17 protein-coding genes are annotated in these 15,879 nt (G+C 54.7%); 15 read left to right on the forward strand and 2 right to left on the reverse strand.

The annotated features are described in order from the left end of the window. Entirely contained in the window at positions 1 to 564 is a 564-nt protein-coding gene (locus tag ACF8D4_RS06205; RefSeq protein ID WP_025010817.1) for a cytochrome c oxidase assembly protein, read from the forward strand. Then, complete coding sequence (locus ACF8D4_RS06210) at positions 561 to 1,436, forward strand: cytochrome c oxidase subunit 3 (RefSeq protein WP_025888193.1); 876 nt, start codon at positions 561 to 563, stop codon at positions 1,434 to 1,436. Before ACF8D4_RS06205 ends, ACF8D4_RS06210 begins: the two co-directional genes overlap by 4 nt. Here ACF8D4_RS06210 and ACF8D4_RS06215 read toward each other — a convergent pair. Next, positions 1,433 to 1,651 carry a DUF2909 family protein gene (locus ACF8D4_RS06215; RefSeq protein ID WP_025010819.1) on the reverse strand — a complete coding sequence of 73 codons (219 nt, stop codon included), beginning with the start codon at positions 1,649 to 1,651 and terminating at the stop codon, positions 1,433 to 1,435. The genes ACF8D4_RS06210 and ACF8D4_RS06215 overlap by 4 nt on opposite strands. Here ACF8D4_RS06215 and ACF8D4_RS06220 point away from each other — a divergent pair. From ACF8D4_RS06220 to ACF8D4_RS06275, 12 genes are all read left to right on the forward strand, one after another. Then, positions 1,623 to 2,369, forward strand: coding sequence for an SURF1 family protein (locus ACF8D4_RS06220; RefSeq protein ID WP_144133262.1), 747 nt, complete (start codon positions 1,623 to 1,625; stop codon positions 2,367 to 2,369). The genes ACF8D4_RS06215 and ACF8D4_RS06220 overlap by 29 nt on opposite strands. 51 nt (positions 2,370 to 2,420) lie before the next feature. After that, complete coding sequence (locus ACF8D4_RS06225) at positions 2,421 to 2,963, forward strand: hypothetical protein (RefSeq protein ID WP_054745309.1); 543 nt, start codon at positions 2,421 to 2,423, stop codon at positions 2,961 to 2,963. Beyond that, on the forward strand, positions 2,963 to 3,946 hold the full coding sequence (locus tag ACF8D4_RS06230) for a heme A synthase (protein WP_392464807.1): 984 nt from the start codon (positions 2,963 to 2,965) through the stop codon (positions 3,944 to 3,946). Before ACF8D4_RS06225 ends, ACF8D4_RS06230 begins: the two co-directional genes overlap by 1 nt. A 13-nt stretch (positions 3,947 to 3,959) precedes the next feature. Then, positions 3,960 to 4,865: a heme o synthase gene (gene cyoE / locus ACF8D4_RS06235; RefSeq protein WP_028780842.1), complete on the forward strand. Its 906-nt coding sequence runs from the start codon at positions 3,960 to 3,962 to the stop codon at positions 4,863 to 4,865. Between the two features lie 3 nt (positions 4,866 to 4,868). Then, positions 4,869 to 5,516, forward strand: coding sequence for an SCO family protein (locus ACF8D4_RS06240; RefSeq protein ID WP_028780841.1), 648 nt, complete (start codon positions 4,869 to 4,871; stop codon positions 5,514 to 5,516). Positions 5,517 to 5,621: 105 nt separating this feature from the next. Next, complete coding sequence (locus ACF8D4_RS06245) at positions 5,622 to 5,939, forward strand: STAS domain-containing protein (RefSeq protein WP_025010824.1); 318 nt, start codon at positions 5,622 to 5,624, stop codon at positions 5,937 to 5,939. Further along, positions 5,917 to 6,279, forward strand: coding sequence for a response regulator (locus ACF8D4_RS06250; protein ID WP_025010825.1), 363 nt, complete (start codon positions 5,917 to 5,919; stop codon positions 6,277 to 6,279). Before ACF8D4_RS06245 ends, ACF8D4_RS06250 begins: the two co-directional genes overlap by 23 nt. 21 nt (positions 6,280 to 6,300) lie before the next feature. Beyond that, positions 6,301 to 8,391, forward strand: a complete 2,091-nt coding sequence (locus ACF8D4_RS06255; RefSeq protein WP_144224326.1) for a chemotaxis protein CheA — start codon at positions 6,301 to 6,303, stop codon at positions 8,389 to 8,391. A 12-nt stretch (positions 8,392 to 8,403) separates the two neighbouring features. Then, positions 8,404 to 8,955: a chemotaxis protein CheW gene (locus tag ACF8D4_RS06260; protein ID WP_025888185.1), complete on the forward strand. Its 552-nt coding sequence runs from the start codon at positions 8,404 to 8,406 to the stop codon at positions 8,953 to 8,955. An 18-nt stretch (positions 8,956 to 8,973) separates the two neighbouring features. After that, positions 8,974 to 11,559, forward strand: coding sequence for a methyl-accepting chemotaxis protein (locus ACF8D4_RS06265; RefSeq protein ID WP_144165243.1), 2,586 nt, complete (start codon positions 8,974 to 8,976; stop codon positions 11,557 to 11,559). A 10-nt stretch (positions 11,560 to 11,569) separates the two neighbouring features. Next, a complete protein-coding gene (locus tag ACF8D4_RS06270; protein WP_392464811.1) occupies positions 11,570 to 12,442 on the forward strand; it encodes a CheR family methyltransferase in 873 nt (290 codons plus the stop codon). 2 nt (positions 12,443 to 12,444) lie between these two features. Continuing rightward, complete coding sequence (locus ACF8D4_RS06275) at positions 12,445 to 13,464, forward strand: chemotaxis response regulator protein-glutamate methylesterase (RefSeq protein ID WP_144165241.1); 1,020 nt, start codon at positions 12,445 to 12,447, stop codon at positions 13,462 to 13,464. On the opposite strand, the gene ACF8D4_RS06280 is transcribed toward ACF8D4_RS06275, so the two are convergent. Further along, positions 13,454 to 14,509: a polysaccharide deacetylase family protein gene (locus ACF8D4_RS06280; protein WP_028780836.1), complete on the reverse strand. Its 1,056-nt coding sequence runs from the start codon at positions 14,507 to 14,509 to the stop codon at positions 13,454 to 13,456. The genes ACF8D4_RS06275 and ACF8D4_RS06280 overlap by 11 nt on opposite strands. Positions 14,510 to 14,528: 19 nt before the next feature. On the opposite strand from ACF8D4_RS06280, the gene ACF8D4_RS06285 reads away from it, so the two are divergent. Next, the gene (locus ACF8D4_RS06285) at positions 14,529 to 15,869 is read left to right on the forward strand and encodes an MATE family efflux transporter (RefSeq protein WP_071238768.1); all 1,341 of its coding nucleotides are present in this window, start codon (positions 14,529 to 14,531) and stop codon (positions 15,867 to 15,869) included. Positions 15,870 to 15,879 lie beyond the last annotated feature (10 nt).

The raw sequence follows: 15,879 nt of genomic DNA on the forward strand, positions 1-15,879 counted from the left end.
ATGACAGACTCCCGTCCTGACAACCGTAAACTGGTACGCCTGCTGCTACTTGGCGCCGTAGCCATGTTCGGCTTCGGCTTTGCCCTGGTGCCGCTCTATGATGTGCTTTGTCAGCAGTTGGGGATCAATGGCAAGACCAACACCAGCGCCGCCACTTATAGTGCCCAAGTGGATAACAGCCGCTTGGTCACTGTGGAGTTTATCTCTCAGGTGGCCAAGGGAATGCCGTGGGAGTTCAAGCCGGAAGTGACCCGTATCAAGGTGCATCCCGGCCAGTTGACCCATACCCGCTTTCTGGCCCGCAACCTGTCACACCAATACAAGATAGGTCAGGCGATCCCTTCCGTTTCACCGGGACAAGGCGCCGCCTACTTCAATAAAACCGAGTGCTTCTGTTTCAATCAGCAGCCGCTGGCTGCCGATGCCAGTGCCGAGCTGCCGCTGGTGTTTTACGTGGATCCGGACCTGCCGGACTCCATCAGCACTCTGACCCTCTCTTACACCCTCTATGACATCACGGATAGACAGATATCCGATGCCCTGGAGCAAGGAGCAGCGAAATGACCAGTAAACATGAACACTATTATGTTCCGGCTCAAAGCGCCTGGCCGATTGTCGGCGCATTGGGGCTTTTCCTTATCGCCTATGGTGCCGGTACTTATGTATCCCAGCTCAAGTCTGACGGTGGCCATGGCAGTTATGTACTGCTGGCAGGAATTGCCGTCATTCTGTTCATGCTGATTGGCTGGTTCAGAAACGTGATCCATGAATCCATGAGTGGTCTCTATTCGCCACAGATGGACAGGTCATTTCGTCAGGGAATGAGTTGGTTCATCTTCTCTGAGGTGATGTTCTTTGCGGCCTTTTTCGGCGCCCTCTTCTATGCCCGTATGGTGGCCGTGCCTTGGTTGGGTGGCGCATCCAACAATGCCATGACCAACGAAGTGCTCTGGCCCGGATTCAGCGCAGGCTGGCCCTTACTGAAAACCCCGGACGGCACTGAAACCCAAGCCATGGGTTGGAATGGTTTACCCCTTTTCAACACCATTATTCTGCTCACCTCCTCTATTACCCTGCACTTTGCCCACCTGGGGTTAGAGAAAGGCAAACGCACCGCCTTAACCCTCTGGCTTGGACTCACCATCTTGCTGGGACTGGCCTTTCTAATCTTGCAGGGAGAGGAATATGTCCATGCCTACACTGAGCTGGGGCTGACGCTGCAGTCCGGTGTCTATGGCAACACCTTCTTCCTGCTGACAGGTTTCCACGGTATGCATGTGACTCTGGGCACGCTATTCCTGTTGGTGCTGTTTTTCAGGGTTTTAAAGGGGCACTTCAGCGCTGAGCGTCACTTTGCCTTTCAGGCCGGCAGCTGGTATTGGCACTTTGTCGATGTGGTTTGGCTATGCCTGTTTGTTTTTGTGTATGTGCTTTAGTAAGGCCGGGGATTGGGGGAAATAATCCCCAGCGCCAATGCCAGCAGCAACAAAAGAACCACCAGCGCCGAAAACAACACCCGGCGGCCAAGAAAACGGCTCATGGGAACAGATGAATCGCCGCGCACCATGATCCACAGGGCGCGACCAAGGTTGAAAATGATGAACAGCAGTAGCAGTACCAATATGACTTTAAAGAAAAAACTGACTGACATTCACTCTCCCATCCCTTGGGGGCGTTACCTTGCACTGTTATTTACTTTGGGGCTGTTTCTACTCATGGTCAAGCTGGGATTCTGGCAACTGCAGCGCGCTGAAGAAAAGCAACTATTGGCTCAGGAGATTGCTGCCAAAGCAGATGCGGGGCCAAGCAGTTTTTCAGCTCTGCTGAGGCAAGACCCTGGCAGCCGGCTCACAGGGCAGAAACTGCAGCTGAGTGCCAATGTATTGAGCGGTAAGCAATTGCTGCTGGACAACCAGGTGTACCAAGGACGAGTGGGCTACCTGTTGCTGCAACCTCTGCAAGTTGAGCCGGAGCAACCCTGGTTATTGCTGGAGCTGGGGTTTATCCCAGCTCCAGAAAAACGCAGTGAACTGCCAGAGATATTGCCATTACCGCCACACCTCACCCTCGAAGGCCGATTGTGGCAAAAGGGCAGTAACCCACTGAGCCAGGAGCTCTTGGCCGAAGCCGGTTGGCCCAAGCGAATACAGAATCTCAACTGGCCGCAGCTCGAACACTTGCTTGGGCACAAACTGATTCCGGCCGTGTTGCAGCCGGTTCAGCTGGAAGGTGTGGACTTGCCAAGACCCTGGCAGCCATTGCCCATGCCGGCTGAAAAACACTTGGGTTATGCCCTGCAGTGGTTTTCCATGGCTGCCGCCCTGTTGTTACTGCTTGTCTGGTGGCGCTGGAAACTGAATCGACACTAACCATAGGGCGAGCTGAATTCAGAACGCCCAATTACAGCAAGAGGAGCCAGGATGAACTCCCGAACCCAAAGACCACTCTTGATACTACTGCTGGCCTTTGCCCTGCCTGTGATACTGGCAAAACTGGTACTGAGCTTCGAGCTATATCAAGGTGGGGCCACCAATAAGGGCCAGTTGCTGCCGACTAATCTGGGTTATCAGCAACTTGGACTCGACAACCCGCTTCCCGGCCGTTGGCAAGTCCTATACCTGATACCGTCCAACTGCGATGAACTATGCCAGGAACGACTCTACATATTGCAGCAGAGCCATACGGCGCTGGGCGCCGAGATGGACAGGGTCGACACCCTGATTTTCGTTAACCGGGAAAGCGACACGGAAGCTCCGCTAAACAACGACTTTCATCGAGTCACTCTGGATAAACCTCTGACCGCCGAGAATCCATTACAGCAGCAGATGTTGGTGATAGTCGACCCTCTGGGCGCTTGGGTGTTGGCCTATCCGGGGGTAGTGGATCACCAGAGCCAACTCCTACAGGGCAAGGCCTTGGTCAGCGACCTGCGCAAGCTGTTGAAACTCTCGAGGGTGGGCTGATGAAACTGAACTTGCTACTGAAGATGACCCTCATCTGCACTCTGACGGTAATCCTGTTGGGCGCCTACACCCGGCTGTCGGATGCCGGCCTTGGCTGCCCCGACTGGCCCGGTTGCTATGGCCATATCAAGGTGCCTTCTCAGGCCCATGAATTGGCTCATGTCGAACGCCACTTTCCGGGACAAGAAATAGAACCCAAGAAAGCCTGGCTGGAGATGATCCACAGATATGTGGCCGGCTCGCTGGGGATTCTGGTATTACTTATTGTGATCCAGAGTTGGCGTGGCAACACAACCCCGAAGAAGCTGCCGGGACTGATCGCTGCCCTGATCGTATTTCAAGCGCTGCTGGGAATGTGGACTGTGACCATGAAACTGATGCCCGTCGTGGTCATGTCTCACCTGCTCGGGGGATTCACCCTGTTTTCGCTGTTGCTGCTGCTGTATCTCAGGCTCCGGCCGCTGCAAATCCCGGATGGCGATCCCAAAGCCCGCACCTTGGCGCCTTTGGCCATGGTGGCGCTGGCCATTGTGGTACTGCAAATTATGCTTGGCGGCTGGACCTCCTCCAACTACGCCGCCCTGGCCTGCACAGAGTTGCCTATCTGCGAAGGTGACTGGAGCAGCAACCTACGTCTGGCAGATGCCTTCTCTCCTTTTCAGGGTCAGCATCCCAGCTTTGAGTTCGGCGTATTGGATTATCACACCCGGATGACCATACATATTGCCCACCGAATAGGTGCCCTGCTGACCGCGATAGTGGTACTTACCCTGGCATTCATGCTCTGGCGCAGAGCCGACTCGAGCATGCTGAAACGCTCGGCTCTGGGACTCACCTTAGTGCTGGGATTACAGCTGTCATTGGGCCTGGCCAACGTATTGCTGCATCTGCCGCTGCCGGTGGCGGTTGCCCATAACGGCGGCGCAGCCCTGCTGCTGCTGACTTTGGTATTCATCAACTATGCGCTTTGGCGTAAAGCCTGAAGAGGGACTGTTTATGGCCAAACTACTCTCCATAGCCCAGGATGCGACCCGCACAGAGATCTCCTGGCGCGATTACCTGGAAATGACCAAGCCCAAGGTGGTGGCGCTGATGCTGCTCACCGTCCTGGTGGGCATGTGCCTGGCGTTGCCCGGTGCCGTCCCCCTACAGCCCTTGCTTGCCGGGCTAATGGGAATTGCCATGATGGCGGGCTCGGCGGCCGCCTTGAATCACCTTATCGATCGACGCATTGATGGCCTGATGGCCCGCACTTATAACCGCCCCTTACCCAAGGGACGAGTGAGCGTGAGCCGAGCCTTGAGCTTTGCCGTCTTGCTTGGATTGGCGGGCTTTACCCTACTCTATTGGCTGGTGAATCCACTCACCGCCTGGTTGACCTGTGCCAGCCTGATTGGCTACGCCCTTATCTATACCGCCTATTTAAAGCGGGCAACCCCCCAAAATATCGTGATAGGTGGCCTTGCCGGTGCCATGCCGCCACTGCTGGGTTGGACGGCGGTAACCAATGACTTTCACGGCCACGCCTGGCTGTTGGTGATCATTATTTTCACCTGGACTCCACCTCATTTCTGGGCCTTGGCCATTCACCGTCAAAAAGAGTATGCCAAGGTGGATATCCCCATGCTGCCTGTGACTCACGGGGTGGAATTTACCAAGACCTGTATTCTGCTCTACACCCTACTGCTGGCCATCGCCTGCTTATTGCCGGTTTTGGTTGGCTTGAGTGGCCCCGTCTATCTGCTGGCTTCCACCATTCTCAGTTGCCTGTTTATCTACAAGGCCTGGCAACTCAAGTTTGCCGACCGCCCCGGGCTGGCGATGGCCGTGTTCCGTTTCTCCATCTATCAGCTAATGCTGCTGTTTATTGCCCTGCTTGTGGATCATTACCTCTGGAGTTGAATCATGAAGAAACGCATCTTGGTGGCGGGTATTTTGCTCATAGGTCTTGGCGGTTTGGCCAGTGTGCAGCTGTTTCACCGACCTTCGTCTCAGCCGCCGCAGGCACTACAAACCAGCTTTCAATATGAAACCCCAAGGCCTCTGCAACCTTTTGAGTTGCAGGACCAAAACGGTCATCAATTCGATAATGACAAGCTAAAACAGAAATGGAGTCTGATTTTCGCCGGTTACACCTCCTGCCCGGACGTATGTCCCACCACCCTTGGCAAACTCAGTGCCGTCTACCCGAAACTGGCACAAGTGGCACCAATACAGGTGATACTGCTCAGTGTCGACCCTGAGCGAGACAGCCAAAGCAAACTCAAGGATTACCTGGCCTTCTTTAATCCCGAGTTCATAGGTTTGCGGGCCGAGCACCCGGCATTACTGCCCTTCAGCCGCGATCTGGGCCTGGTGTATTCACTGGTCGGCGATGGCCCTGACTACCAAGTGGATCACAGCGCCTCTTTAATCCTGATCTCGCCCGACGGCCGCCGCTACGCCACCATCAAGCCCAGTTCACAGACACCCGGACAACTGCCGCAAATCCGCAACGATGAACTGCTGGCCGACTTTCGCACTCTGGTTACTCAGTATCAAGGGCCTCACTAACCCCCTAAAGAGCCTAGTCATTCATATACCATTTTTTCTTTTGAAAAGAGGCAGAAGTGAAATTTGCCGACTATCTTTTGTGTGTTGGGAAAACAGGGAAGCACTATGTCCATCGACACACTGGCATTGGGTTCAGAAATAAGCATTCGCAATATTCAGCCACTCTACCAAAAACTATTGGAGCTCTTGCATCGGGTCGATGAATTGATCCTGGATGCCGGTGAGTTGCACAAGGTGGATACTGCCGGCGCCCAGTTGCTGTACCTGTTTGCTCTGAGTTGCGACAAGCGAGGGTTGAAACTGTCATGGCAACAGGCTCAACCCGCCTTTATCGCTCAACTGACGCGCCTGGGTATCAGGATCCCGACACTCGATTCGGATTTTGAAAAGGAAACGCTCAATGAAGACAATCCTCGCAGTTGATGATTCAGCCTCCATGCGGCAAATGGTGAGCTTTACTCTCAAGACAGCAGGTTTCGACGTGACCGAAGCCAACAATGGCGAGGAAGCGTTGAAAGTAGCCCAAGGCAGAGAGTTTGACCTGGTGATATCGGACGTCAACATGCCAATTATGGATGGTATCGAGCTGATACGTAACTTGCGCGAGCTGCCCAACTACAAGTTTGTGCCCATGTTGATGCTGACCACAGAGTCGACCACAGACAAGAAGCAACAGGGACGAGCCGCCGGAGCCACCGGTTGGATAGTCAAACCCTTCAACCCGGATCAGCTGTTGGCCACGGTTCGCAAAGTATTGGGTTAGCCTCCGGCAAGGAGCGGATATATGGACATAGATCTGAGCCAATTCACCCAGGTGTTCTTTGAAGAAAGCCTCGAAGGCCTGGAGGTCATGGAATCTGAGCTGCTGAAACTGAACGTGCAGCAACCGGATCCGGAAACCATAAATACCATTTTTCGTGCCGCCCATTCGATTAAGGGAGGCAGCGCCACTTTTGGTTTCAACCAGGTCGCCGGATTCACCCACTTGCTGGAAACCCTGTTGGATGAAATCCGTGATGGCCGCCGGGAAATGACCGCCAATCATCAGGATATGTTGCTCTTGTCGGTGGATCTGCTGCGCAACATGCTGCAGGCCTTGATGGCAGGTCAAAGCTTTGAATCACCCCAGCAACAAGAGCTGGAAAACCGCTTCAATCAGGAGCTGTCCGAAGTTGCCGGGGTCGAAGATGCGCCGGATAACGCCAGCCAAAATAATGAAAAGTCATCAACCAAAGCATCAGAAACCAAAGATTCTGAAACCAAAGAAACTGGGCTCAGCTGGCAGATAGATTTCCATGCCGGCGCCGACATTCTCAGATGCGGCAACGACCCCATTTTGATGTTCAACGAACTCGCCGAGCTGGGTGAGCTAAAGGTCAGCCTGCCAACGCAGGAACTGCCTGAGTTTGAAGACCTGGACCCCGAATCCTGCCGTCTGTATTGGCAGCTGCAACTCGACACAGAGGCGCCACTTGAGCGGATAAAAGAGGTGTTTGAGTGGGTCGAGGACGACTGTGAAATCCATTATCAGCAGTTACCCGCCAAGGCACAGCTTGTTGAAGGTGTCTCACCGCAGGAACAAGCCCCTATCTCGACTTCTGCCCCATCCTCCCAAGAGACACAGGTCGCAGCCACCACAGCCAAAGTGGAGTCCGGCAAGGCTGTTGCCAAAACGGCGGAAACCAGTTCTATCCGGGTCAGCACCGACAAGATAGACATGCTGATCAATATGGTGGGTGAACTGGTGATCACCCAGGCTATGCTGGGGCAGATAGGCCAACAGGAACGCATTGACGGTAACGCTCTGCTGTCACTGCAGCAGGGGCTGGAGCAATTGGCCAATCACACTCGGGATCTGCAGGAAAGCGTGATGCAGATCCGCATGCTGCCTATCAGCTTCGCCTTCAACCGTTTTCCCCGATTGGTACGCGATATAGGTCAGCAGCTGGGCAAGAAGGTTGAGCTGATCCTCAAAGGTGAGGAGACAGAGCTGGACAAGACAGTGATGGAGAAAATTGTCGACCCCATGGTGCATCTGGTACGTAACTCTTTGGATCACGGCATTGAATCCCCTGCCGTGCGCAGTGCCAAGGGTAAACCGGAAACCGGCAGGATCACCCTCAACGCCTTCCATCAAGGCGGCAATATCGTCATAGAAATAACCGATGACGGCGCCGGATTGGATACCGGCAGAATTCTCGCCAAGGCCAGAGATAAAGGCTTGGTCGGCGCTGAAGAGGAACTCAGCACAGAGGCGATTCAGCAACTCATCTTTAAACCCGGCTTTTCTACCGCCGACAGCGTCTCCGACCTCTCTGGCCGGGGCGTGGGTATGGATGTGGTCAGACGCAACATTCAAGCACTCAGCGGCAGTGTAGAGCTGGCCTCGACGCCCGACAAGGGTAGCCGTTTTACCATTCGCTTGCCTTTGACCCTGGCCATTCTCGACGGCCAGTTGGTGAGGGTCGGCGAGCATACTTATGTGGTGCCGCTGGTCTCCATCTATGAGTCGTTGCAAGTGGAAAGCAGTAAGGTCAACAAGCTGTCTGAAGAACACGAAGTGATCCGCCTGCGAGACGAGTACCTGCCGGTCATCCGCGTTTATCAGGAGTTCAATCACCAGGCTCAGGCCAAAGAGGTCAAAGAGGGGCTGGTGATGGTGGTGGACAACAACAACCAAAAAGTCGGCCTGCTGGTCGATGAGTTGCTGGCGCAGCAACAAGTGGTGATCAAGAGTCTGGAAGACAACTACGCCAAAGTGCCCGGGGTGTCCGGTGCCACCATTCTCGGTGACGGCCGGGTGGCGCTGATAGTGGATATTCCCGGACTCGTGACCATGTCTGGCCTCAATCAAACTCAGGAACATGCAGCCTAGAAGGGAAGCGCAATGACAGAATCCAACCCTGCAACATCGGCAGCTGCGGAAGATCAATCACAGCAATACCTCACCTTTATGATGGCCGATGAGGAATATGGCGTCGATATTCTCTCGGTGCAGGAGATCCGTGGCTGGGAAGCAACCACGGTTATTCCCAATGCGCCGCCCCATGTCAAAGGGGTGATCAATCTGCGCGGCACCATAGTCCCCATCATAGATCTGCGCCAAAGGTTCGGTATCAAGACCCTGGCATATGGCCCAACCACAGTAGTGATAGTGCTGAAGGTGCGCCTGGATAAACAGCACAAGGTGATGGGCATAGTGGTGGATGCCGTTTCCGATGTTTTCAGTATCACCCAGAGCGAGATCCGCAGTGCGCCCGATTTTGGCCAGGACACGGACATGCGTTTCATCCATGGGCTCACCTGTGTGGCCGATAAGATGGTCATACTATTGAATATCAATATGTTACTCGGTAATGAAGTGCTGCCGGATGCATCACAACTTTCCAGTTTGCTGCAGCAACTGGACTTGGAACAGCCTCAGGCTGCCAACCTTTAAGACATCGAGGAAAGAAGAATGGATGCCGCCAATGCCAACATAATCAACAGCAATCCCTGGAATCTGCTTGGCTTAATCACGGGCATCGCCGTGATGGCGCTCATGCTGCTAGGCCAGGATCCCAATATCATTATTATTCTGCAGGGCGTCACCCTGGTTTGCATACTGCTTGGGCTATTGCACTCACTCAAGCACAAAGGCACGCTGGATAGGGCCATCAACCAACTGCAGCGGTTGCTGAAAGACGGCACGCAGCAGTTTGCCGAGCTTGATTTGCCGGGCTGGAAGCCACTGCTGGACGAGCTCAGCCGTTGGCGTCAGAGCCAGCAACAGCAGCAAGCCATTCTCAAGGCTCTGGATATCTGCCAGGCCAATGTGATGGTGGCCAATCCGGCCGGTGACATTCTCTACTTCAACCACTCGCTGCAACAAACCATGCAGGACGCCGAGGCCGACATTCAAGAGGTATTGCCCAAATTCCAGGCCGACAAGCTGCAGGGCGCCAATATGGATGTTTTCCACCGCAACCCTGAGCATCAAAAGAAATTGATCGCCGGCTTGGAGCAGGTCTACTCGACTCAGATCAAGGTAGGTCGTCGCACCTTCAGCCTGATAGCTTCGCCGGTATTCGACGAAAACAAGCAACGTATTGCCACTGTGGTCGAATGGCAGGATCTCACCGAAGCCCTTAGCAAACAACAATTGGAGCAGCAAAGCGCTACAGAGAACACCCGCATCAAGCAGGCTCTCAATGTCTGCCAGGCCAATGTGATGGTCGCCGATACCGACTACAACATCATCTACCTGAACGACTCACTGAATGAAATGCTGGCCGGCAATGAGCAAAAGCTGCAACAGGAGTTGCAGGCCTTCAACATGAGCAAGCTGATTGGCAGCAATATCGATATCTTCCATCGCCATCCTGAGCATCAGCGACAATTGCTGGACCAGCTCACCGACAGCTATAACACACGCATCAAGGTGGCCGGGCTGACATTCAACCTGATTGCCACCCCGGTATTTGAACAGGGCAAGCGTACCGGCACAGTTGTGGAGTGGCAGGATATCACCGCCAGCCTGGCCAGAGAGCAGCAGGAAAAACAGCTGGCGGCCGAAAATGCCCGCATTCGTCAGGCATTGGATAATGTCAGTTCAAATACCATGGTGGCGGATAACGACGGCAATATCATCTACCTCAACCAAGCTGTGCAGCAGATGTTTCAGGCAGCTGAGAAAGATATTCTCCGCGACCTGCCCAAGTTCAATGCCAGCAAACTGCTGGGACAAAATATCGATGGTTTCCACAAGGTCCCCAGCCACCAGCGCAATATTCTCGCCGGATTGACCGAGACCTACGACAGCCAGCTGCAAGTTGGCGGCCGTACCTTCAGAATCATTGCCAACCCGATACTGGACCCGGAACAGGGACGAATTGGCACTGTGGTTGAGTGGGCCGACCGTACCAATGAAGTGGCCATAGAGCAGGAGATTGACGCCATTATCACGGCGGCCAACGACGGCGACCTGAGCCGCCGCCTGGATATTCACAACAAGGAAGGCTTCTTCCTTAATCTCTCCAACGGCCTCAACCGCTTGGTCGGCATAGCCGACAATGTCATCTCCAAAATCGCCGATATCTTCGATGGCCTGGCCAAGGGGCAACTGGATCGAAAACTTGACGGCGAATATCAGGGTCAGTTTGCCAAACTGCAGCAAGATGCCAATGCCACCATCAGTAAGTTGACCGAAGTGATTGGGGGTATCAATGACTCGGCCAATACCGTCACCTCAGGAGCCGAAGAGATAGCTCAGGGCAACGCCGATCTTAGCCAGCGTACCGAAGAGCAGGCCGCCTCCCTGGAGCAAACCGCCTCCAGCATGGAGGAGATGACAGCTACTGTGAAGCAAAGCGCCGAAAATGCCACTCTGGCCAACAACTTAGCTCAGGAGGCCAGCGAGAAGGCAGGCGAAGGTGGCAAGGTAGTCAAACAGGCTGTCAGTGCCATGGAGGAGATCAACACCTCGAGCAAACGCATTGCCGACATCATCAGCGTGATAGATGAAATCGCCTTTCAGACCAACCTGCTGGCGCTGAATGCCGCGGTCGAGGCTGCCAGAGCCGGAGAACAGGGCCGTGGTTTTGCCGTAGTGGCCGGAGAGGTACGTAACCTGGCACAGCGCAGCGCCGGTGCCGCCAAAGAGATCAAGGAGCTGATCCGCGACAGCGTCAACAAGGTCACAGATGGCACTCAGTTGGTCAATCAATCCGGTGAAACCCTGCAGGAGATAGTGCAAGCCGTGTCCAAGGTAGCCGGCATGATCAACCAGATCAGCATAGCCGCAGAGCAGCAGTCGGTTGGGATCCAGGAGGTCAATAAGGCTGTATCACAGATGGATGAAATGACTCAGCAAAATGCCGCTTTGGTGGAACAGGTCTCGGCAGCAGGAGATGCCATGGCCGAACAGGCCAGAAGCATGAAGCGTCAATTGGGCTTCTTCAATACCGCCAATCTGGAAAAGGGCGCCGGTAAGCCCCTGACCCTGATCGCCGGGGATAAGTCCCCCAAGATCCGTGTCAGTTCAGAAGAGTGGAGCGAGTTCTAGGAGATACTGATTGAGCTTCGATGAAGAGAAGGTATTCCCGATGACAGCCGCGGATTTCGGCATTATCCGCGAGCTGGCCTACCAACACACAGGGATAGTGTTACCCGAGCGCAAGCGCCATATGGTGTATTCCAGGCTCAGCCGCCGGCTGCGATTGTTGCGGCTGGCCAACTTCGGGGAATACTGCCTCAAGCTGCAAAGCGACCCTCTGGAACTGGCGCCATTTATCAACGCGTTGACCACCAATCTGACCTCCTTTTTCCGTGAGCGGCACCACTTCAACTTTCTGGAAACCGAGCTGGTGCCCTATTGGCAGCAGCGCAAGCAACGCAGGCTGAGAGTTTGGTCGGCAGCCTGCTCCAGCGGTGAAGAGCCCTACAGCATAGCCATGACCTTGGCAGAGCACTTTCCCGCCGCCTCGGGTTGGGACCTGAAAATATTGGCAACCGATCTCGATACCAATGTGTTGGCCAGAGCCGAAGCCGGAGTTTATCCCCTGGCCGGAATGGAGGCCATCCCTGAACGGTGGCACCACTATCTGCAAGGCGCAGCGGAAGAGTTTAGTATTAGCAACCAGATCAAAAAATTACTCTTCTTCAAGCAGCTCAACTTACTGGAGCCCTGGCCGATGCAGGGCCCATTCGATGCCATCTTCTGCCGTAATGTGCTGATCTATTTCGACCAGAGCACCAAGCAGAAGATAGTGGCCGGTTTCAGAAAACTCCTGGCCGATGATGGTGTGTTGTTTATCGGTCACTCAGAAAGCCTGACCAATATCTCCCGTGAGTTTGAAACCGTCGCTCAAACCACTTATCGCCTGCGGCATCAGGATTCGACTCTGCCGCGACTGTCCCATGTCTCAGGAAGCAAGGAGCCATACTGATCATGGTAAAAGTTCTGATTGTTGACGACTCGGCACTGGTACGCCAGTTGCTGAGTCATATGCTCAGCCAGGCCCAAGACATAGATGTCGTCGGCTGCGCCGAGGACCCCTACGAAGCCAGAGAGATGATTAAAGCGCTGCAGCCGGATGTACTGACCCTGGATGTGGAAATGCCCAAGATGGATGGCCTGGCCTTTCTGCGCAACTTGATGCGCCTAAGGCCCATGCCTGTAGTGATGGTGTCGTCCTTGACCGAGCGCGGCGCCGACGTGACCCTGGAGGCCTTATCCCTCGGGGCGGTCGACTTTATCGCCAAGCCTAAACAGGACTTGACCAATAGGCTTCTGGACTATCAGCAAGAGCTGATCGATAAGGTGCATCTGGCTGCCGCCAGCCATGTCACCCCTCAACAAGGCAGCACTGCACCACTGAGCGGTGATGCCAAACTCAAAAACCGTATCATAGCCATAGGCGCTTCCACCGGCGGTACTGAGGCCATTCAACGGGTAGTCGCACCACTGCCGGCCAATACCCCCCCCATAGTCATAGCCCAGCATATTCCCGCGGCCTTCAGCGCTTCATTTGCCCGCCGACTCAACCAACACGCCAGAATGGAAGTGATAGAGGCTCAGGGCGGGGAAAGATTGAGTCAGGGCGTTGCCTATCTGGCACCGGGCCATGCCCACTTGGTACTCGAGCGCCGTGGGGCCCATATCTACACCAGACTGCTGGACACGGAAACCGTCAACCGCCATAAGCCCTCGGTGGATGTGCTGTTCAACAGCATTGCCGAGATTGCCGCTAAGTCGGCGATAGGGGTGATACTCACGGGCATGGGTAAAGACGGTGCGGCCGGCCTGCTGAAAATGCATCAAGCGGGAGCCCACACCATAGCCCAGGATGAGGCCAGTTCTGTGGTTTGGGGTATGCCTGGCTCGGCAGTGGCACTCAATGCCTGCAACGAGCAGTTGCCACTGGCGAATATCCCGGCCAGGCTGTTGAAATTACTGACTACTCCTTGACCCAGCTGCCGTCATCCTTTGGCCTAACCCATGCCTGGGAAAACCAATAATAGCTGCCGTGACGTTTGCTGGGGGCGGTACAGTTGTATCTGGATCGCCCCGGAGGCAAGTCCAGTTCAGCCTGAATACGGAAACGATTCGCCGACAACCATTGAGGTTTCTTGGCGCCCTGCCCCTGTACATAACACATGAGCTGCGACTGATTGATATCGCTCATGTCCAGAGTCACTTCAAGTTCGGGCCGCCACTGACCCATGGGTAACTCAGGGTTACTGGGGGAGATGGCCTGCACCGGCATATTCAGGCTATGCAGTTTCACCTTGAGAGCATTCATATCGGCATAGGCACCGGCCACGGGGAAACGCGGCAAAGAGGTCAAAGCAGAGTGAGGGCCTGCCGCACCGGACTGCTGCCCCAAGCCAACAAATCCAAGACGCTGCAACAAGGCCTCCAACTGGCTGTTATATTCGCCGTAGGGATAGGCGAGTATCTTCAGGTTGTCGCCGGTTTCTTTGGCAATTCGGGCCTCGGTCTCAAGCAGGTTGGCTTCGATTCGCGCCAGCCACTGCTCCTCGGTTTCGGTGGCATTGCGGCGGATCAGATGCTCATGCCCCCAACTGTGGTTGGCAATCTCGGCGCCTTCTGCCACCAGTGTTCTGAGCTGCTCCCAGCTCATCATCTCACGGTAACCCTTTTCTATCGGCTCTATCGCCACAAACAGTGTGTAGGGAAAGCCAAACTCTTTCAGTATTGGGTGAGCGGCCTCGGCAATGCTGAGGTAACCGTCATCGAAGGTGATGGCAACCGTTCTCGGTGCCAGCGTTTTGGACTGACGAATCGCCTCTATTACTTGGGTCAGCGGCACCACATTGAAATCATGATCCGCCAGATACTGCATCTGCTCCCGAAACTGGGCCGGAGTCACACTGGTACTGGCCGGCGAGCTGTCAGAAACATGGTGATACTGTAGAATGACTGCCGCCAGGACGGGTGAACTTATTAGCCCAAGACAACTGCAGAGCAAAAAGCACAGCTTTTTCAACATCATTAACCTCTGAGAAATTATGACCACCAGCATTGGCCTGTTCGACAGGCAAAAAAACCGCCAGCTGTTTGCGCTGGCGCTTCCAATGATACTGTCCAACATAACTGTGCCGCTACTGGGTCTGGTGGATACGGCTGTCATAGGGCACTTGAGTGACGCCTATTATCTCGGGGGCGTCGCCGTTGGTTCGACCATTATAACACTGCTGTTCTGGTTGCTAGGGTTTCTGCGTATGGCCACCACGGGCATGGTTGCCCAAGCCTATGGCGCCGATGACAAGCCTCGGCAACTGCAGCTGTTGATGCAGGCCGGCACGCTGGCACTTTTCCTCGGCTTGATGGCTCTGCTGTTGCAAGGGCCGATACTCAGCCTGGCTGCCAGTTTATCCGATGCCAGTGAGCAGGTCAGCCACTACGCCGCGAGCTACTTTTCCATTCGTATCTGGTCGGCCCCGTTTGCATTGCTGAACCTGGCTCTACTTGGCTGGTTGCTGGGCCGTCAGCAACCCAAGGCCGCCATGTGGCAGTTGATCATCGCCAACTGTGCCAATATAGCTCTGGATCTGCTGTTTGTTATAGGTTTGGGTTGGGGCGTAGAAGGCGCGGCCCTGGCATCCGTCATCGCCGATATGACCGCTTGCGCAGTAGCCTGCACCATGGTGTTGCGCCAGTTAAAACTGTTCAATGTGCCGCCTATTGCTGAGCTGCTCGGGCAGTTACATCCCCGCGACTTTGGTCGCCTCTTGAGCCTGAACCTGGATATCTTTATCCGCAGCTTGTGTTTGCAGGCCACCTTCGCCTTTATGACCTTCAAGGGTGCCGGGCTCGGCGATGAAACTGTCGCGGCCAATGCCGTGTTATTGAATATGTTGCTGCTGATCTCCTACGCCCTGGATGGCATCGCCTACTATGCCGAGGCCGAAGTGGGCCGCACCACGGGTCAAAAACACCTGGATGCGCTCAAACAGGCGGTTTCCCTGGCCTTTAGTTGGTCGGCCATCATAGCGCTGGGGTTCAGCGGCTGTTTCTGGATTTTCGGTGAGCAGCTCATCGGCATGCTGACCAATATTCCCGAGGTGCGTCAGGTCGCATTGATCTACCTGCCATGGCTTATCGCCCTGCCGCTGCTGGCATTTGCTTCCTATCTATTTGACGGTGTCTATATTGGTGCCACCAAGGGTAAAGTGATGCGTAACAGCATGATTTTCGCCAGTTTGGCAGTATTTTTCCCGGTCTGGTTCATGTTGCAACCCTTGGGTAACCATGCTCTATGGGCCGCCATGAGCGCCTTTATGCTGGCGCGTAGCCTGAGCCTGGGGCTGCACTTCCTCTGGCGTCGGCGGCAATTTATTCCTGCCTGATGGCAATAAA

Source organism: Shewanella sp. YQ_9 (genome assembly GCF_043103185.1).
Lineage (GTDB): Bacteria > Pseudomonadota > Gammaproteobacteria > Enterobacterales > Shewanellaceae > Shewanella > Shewanella algae.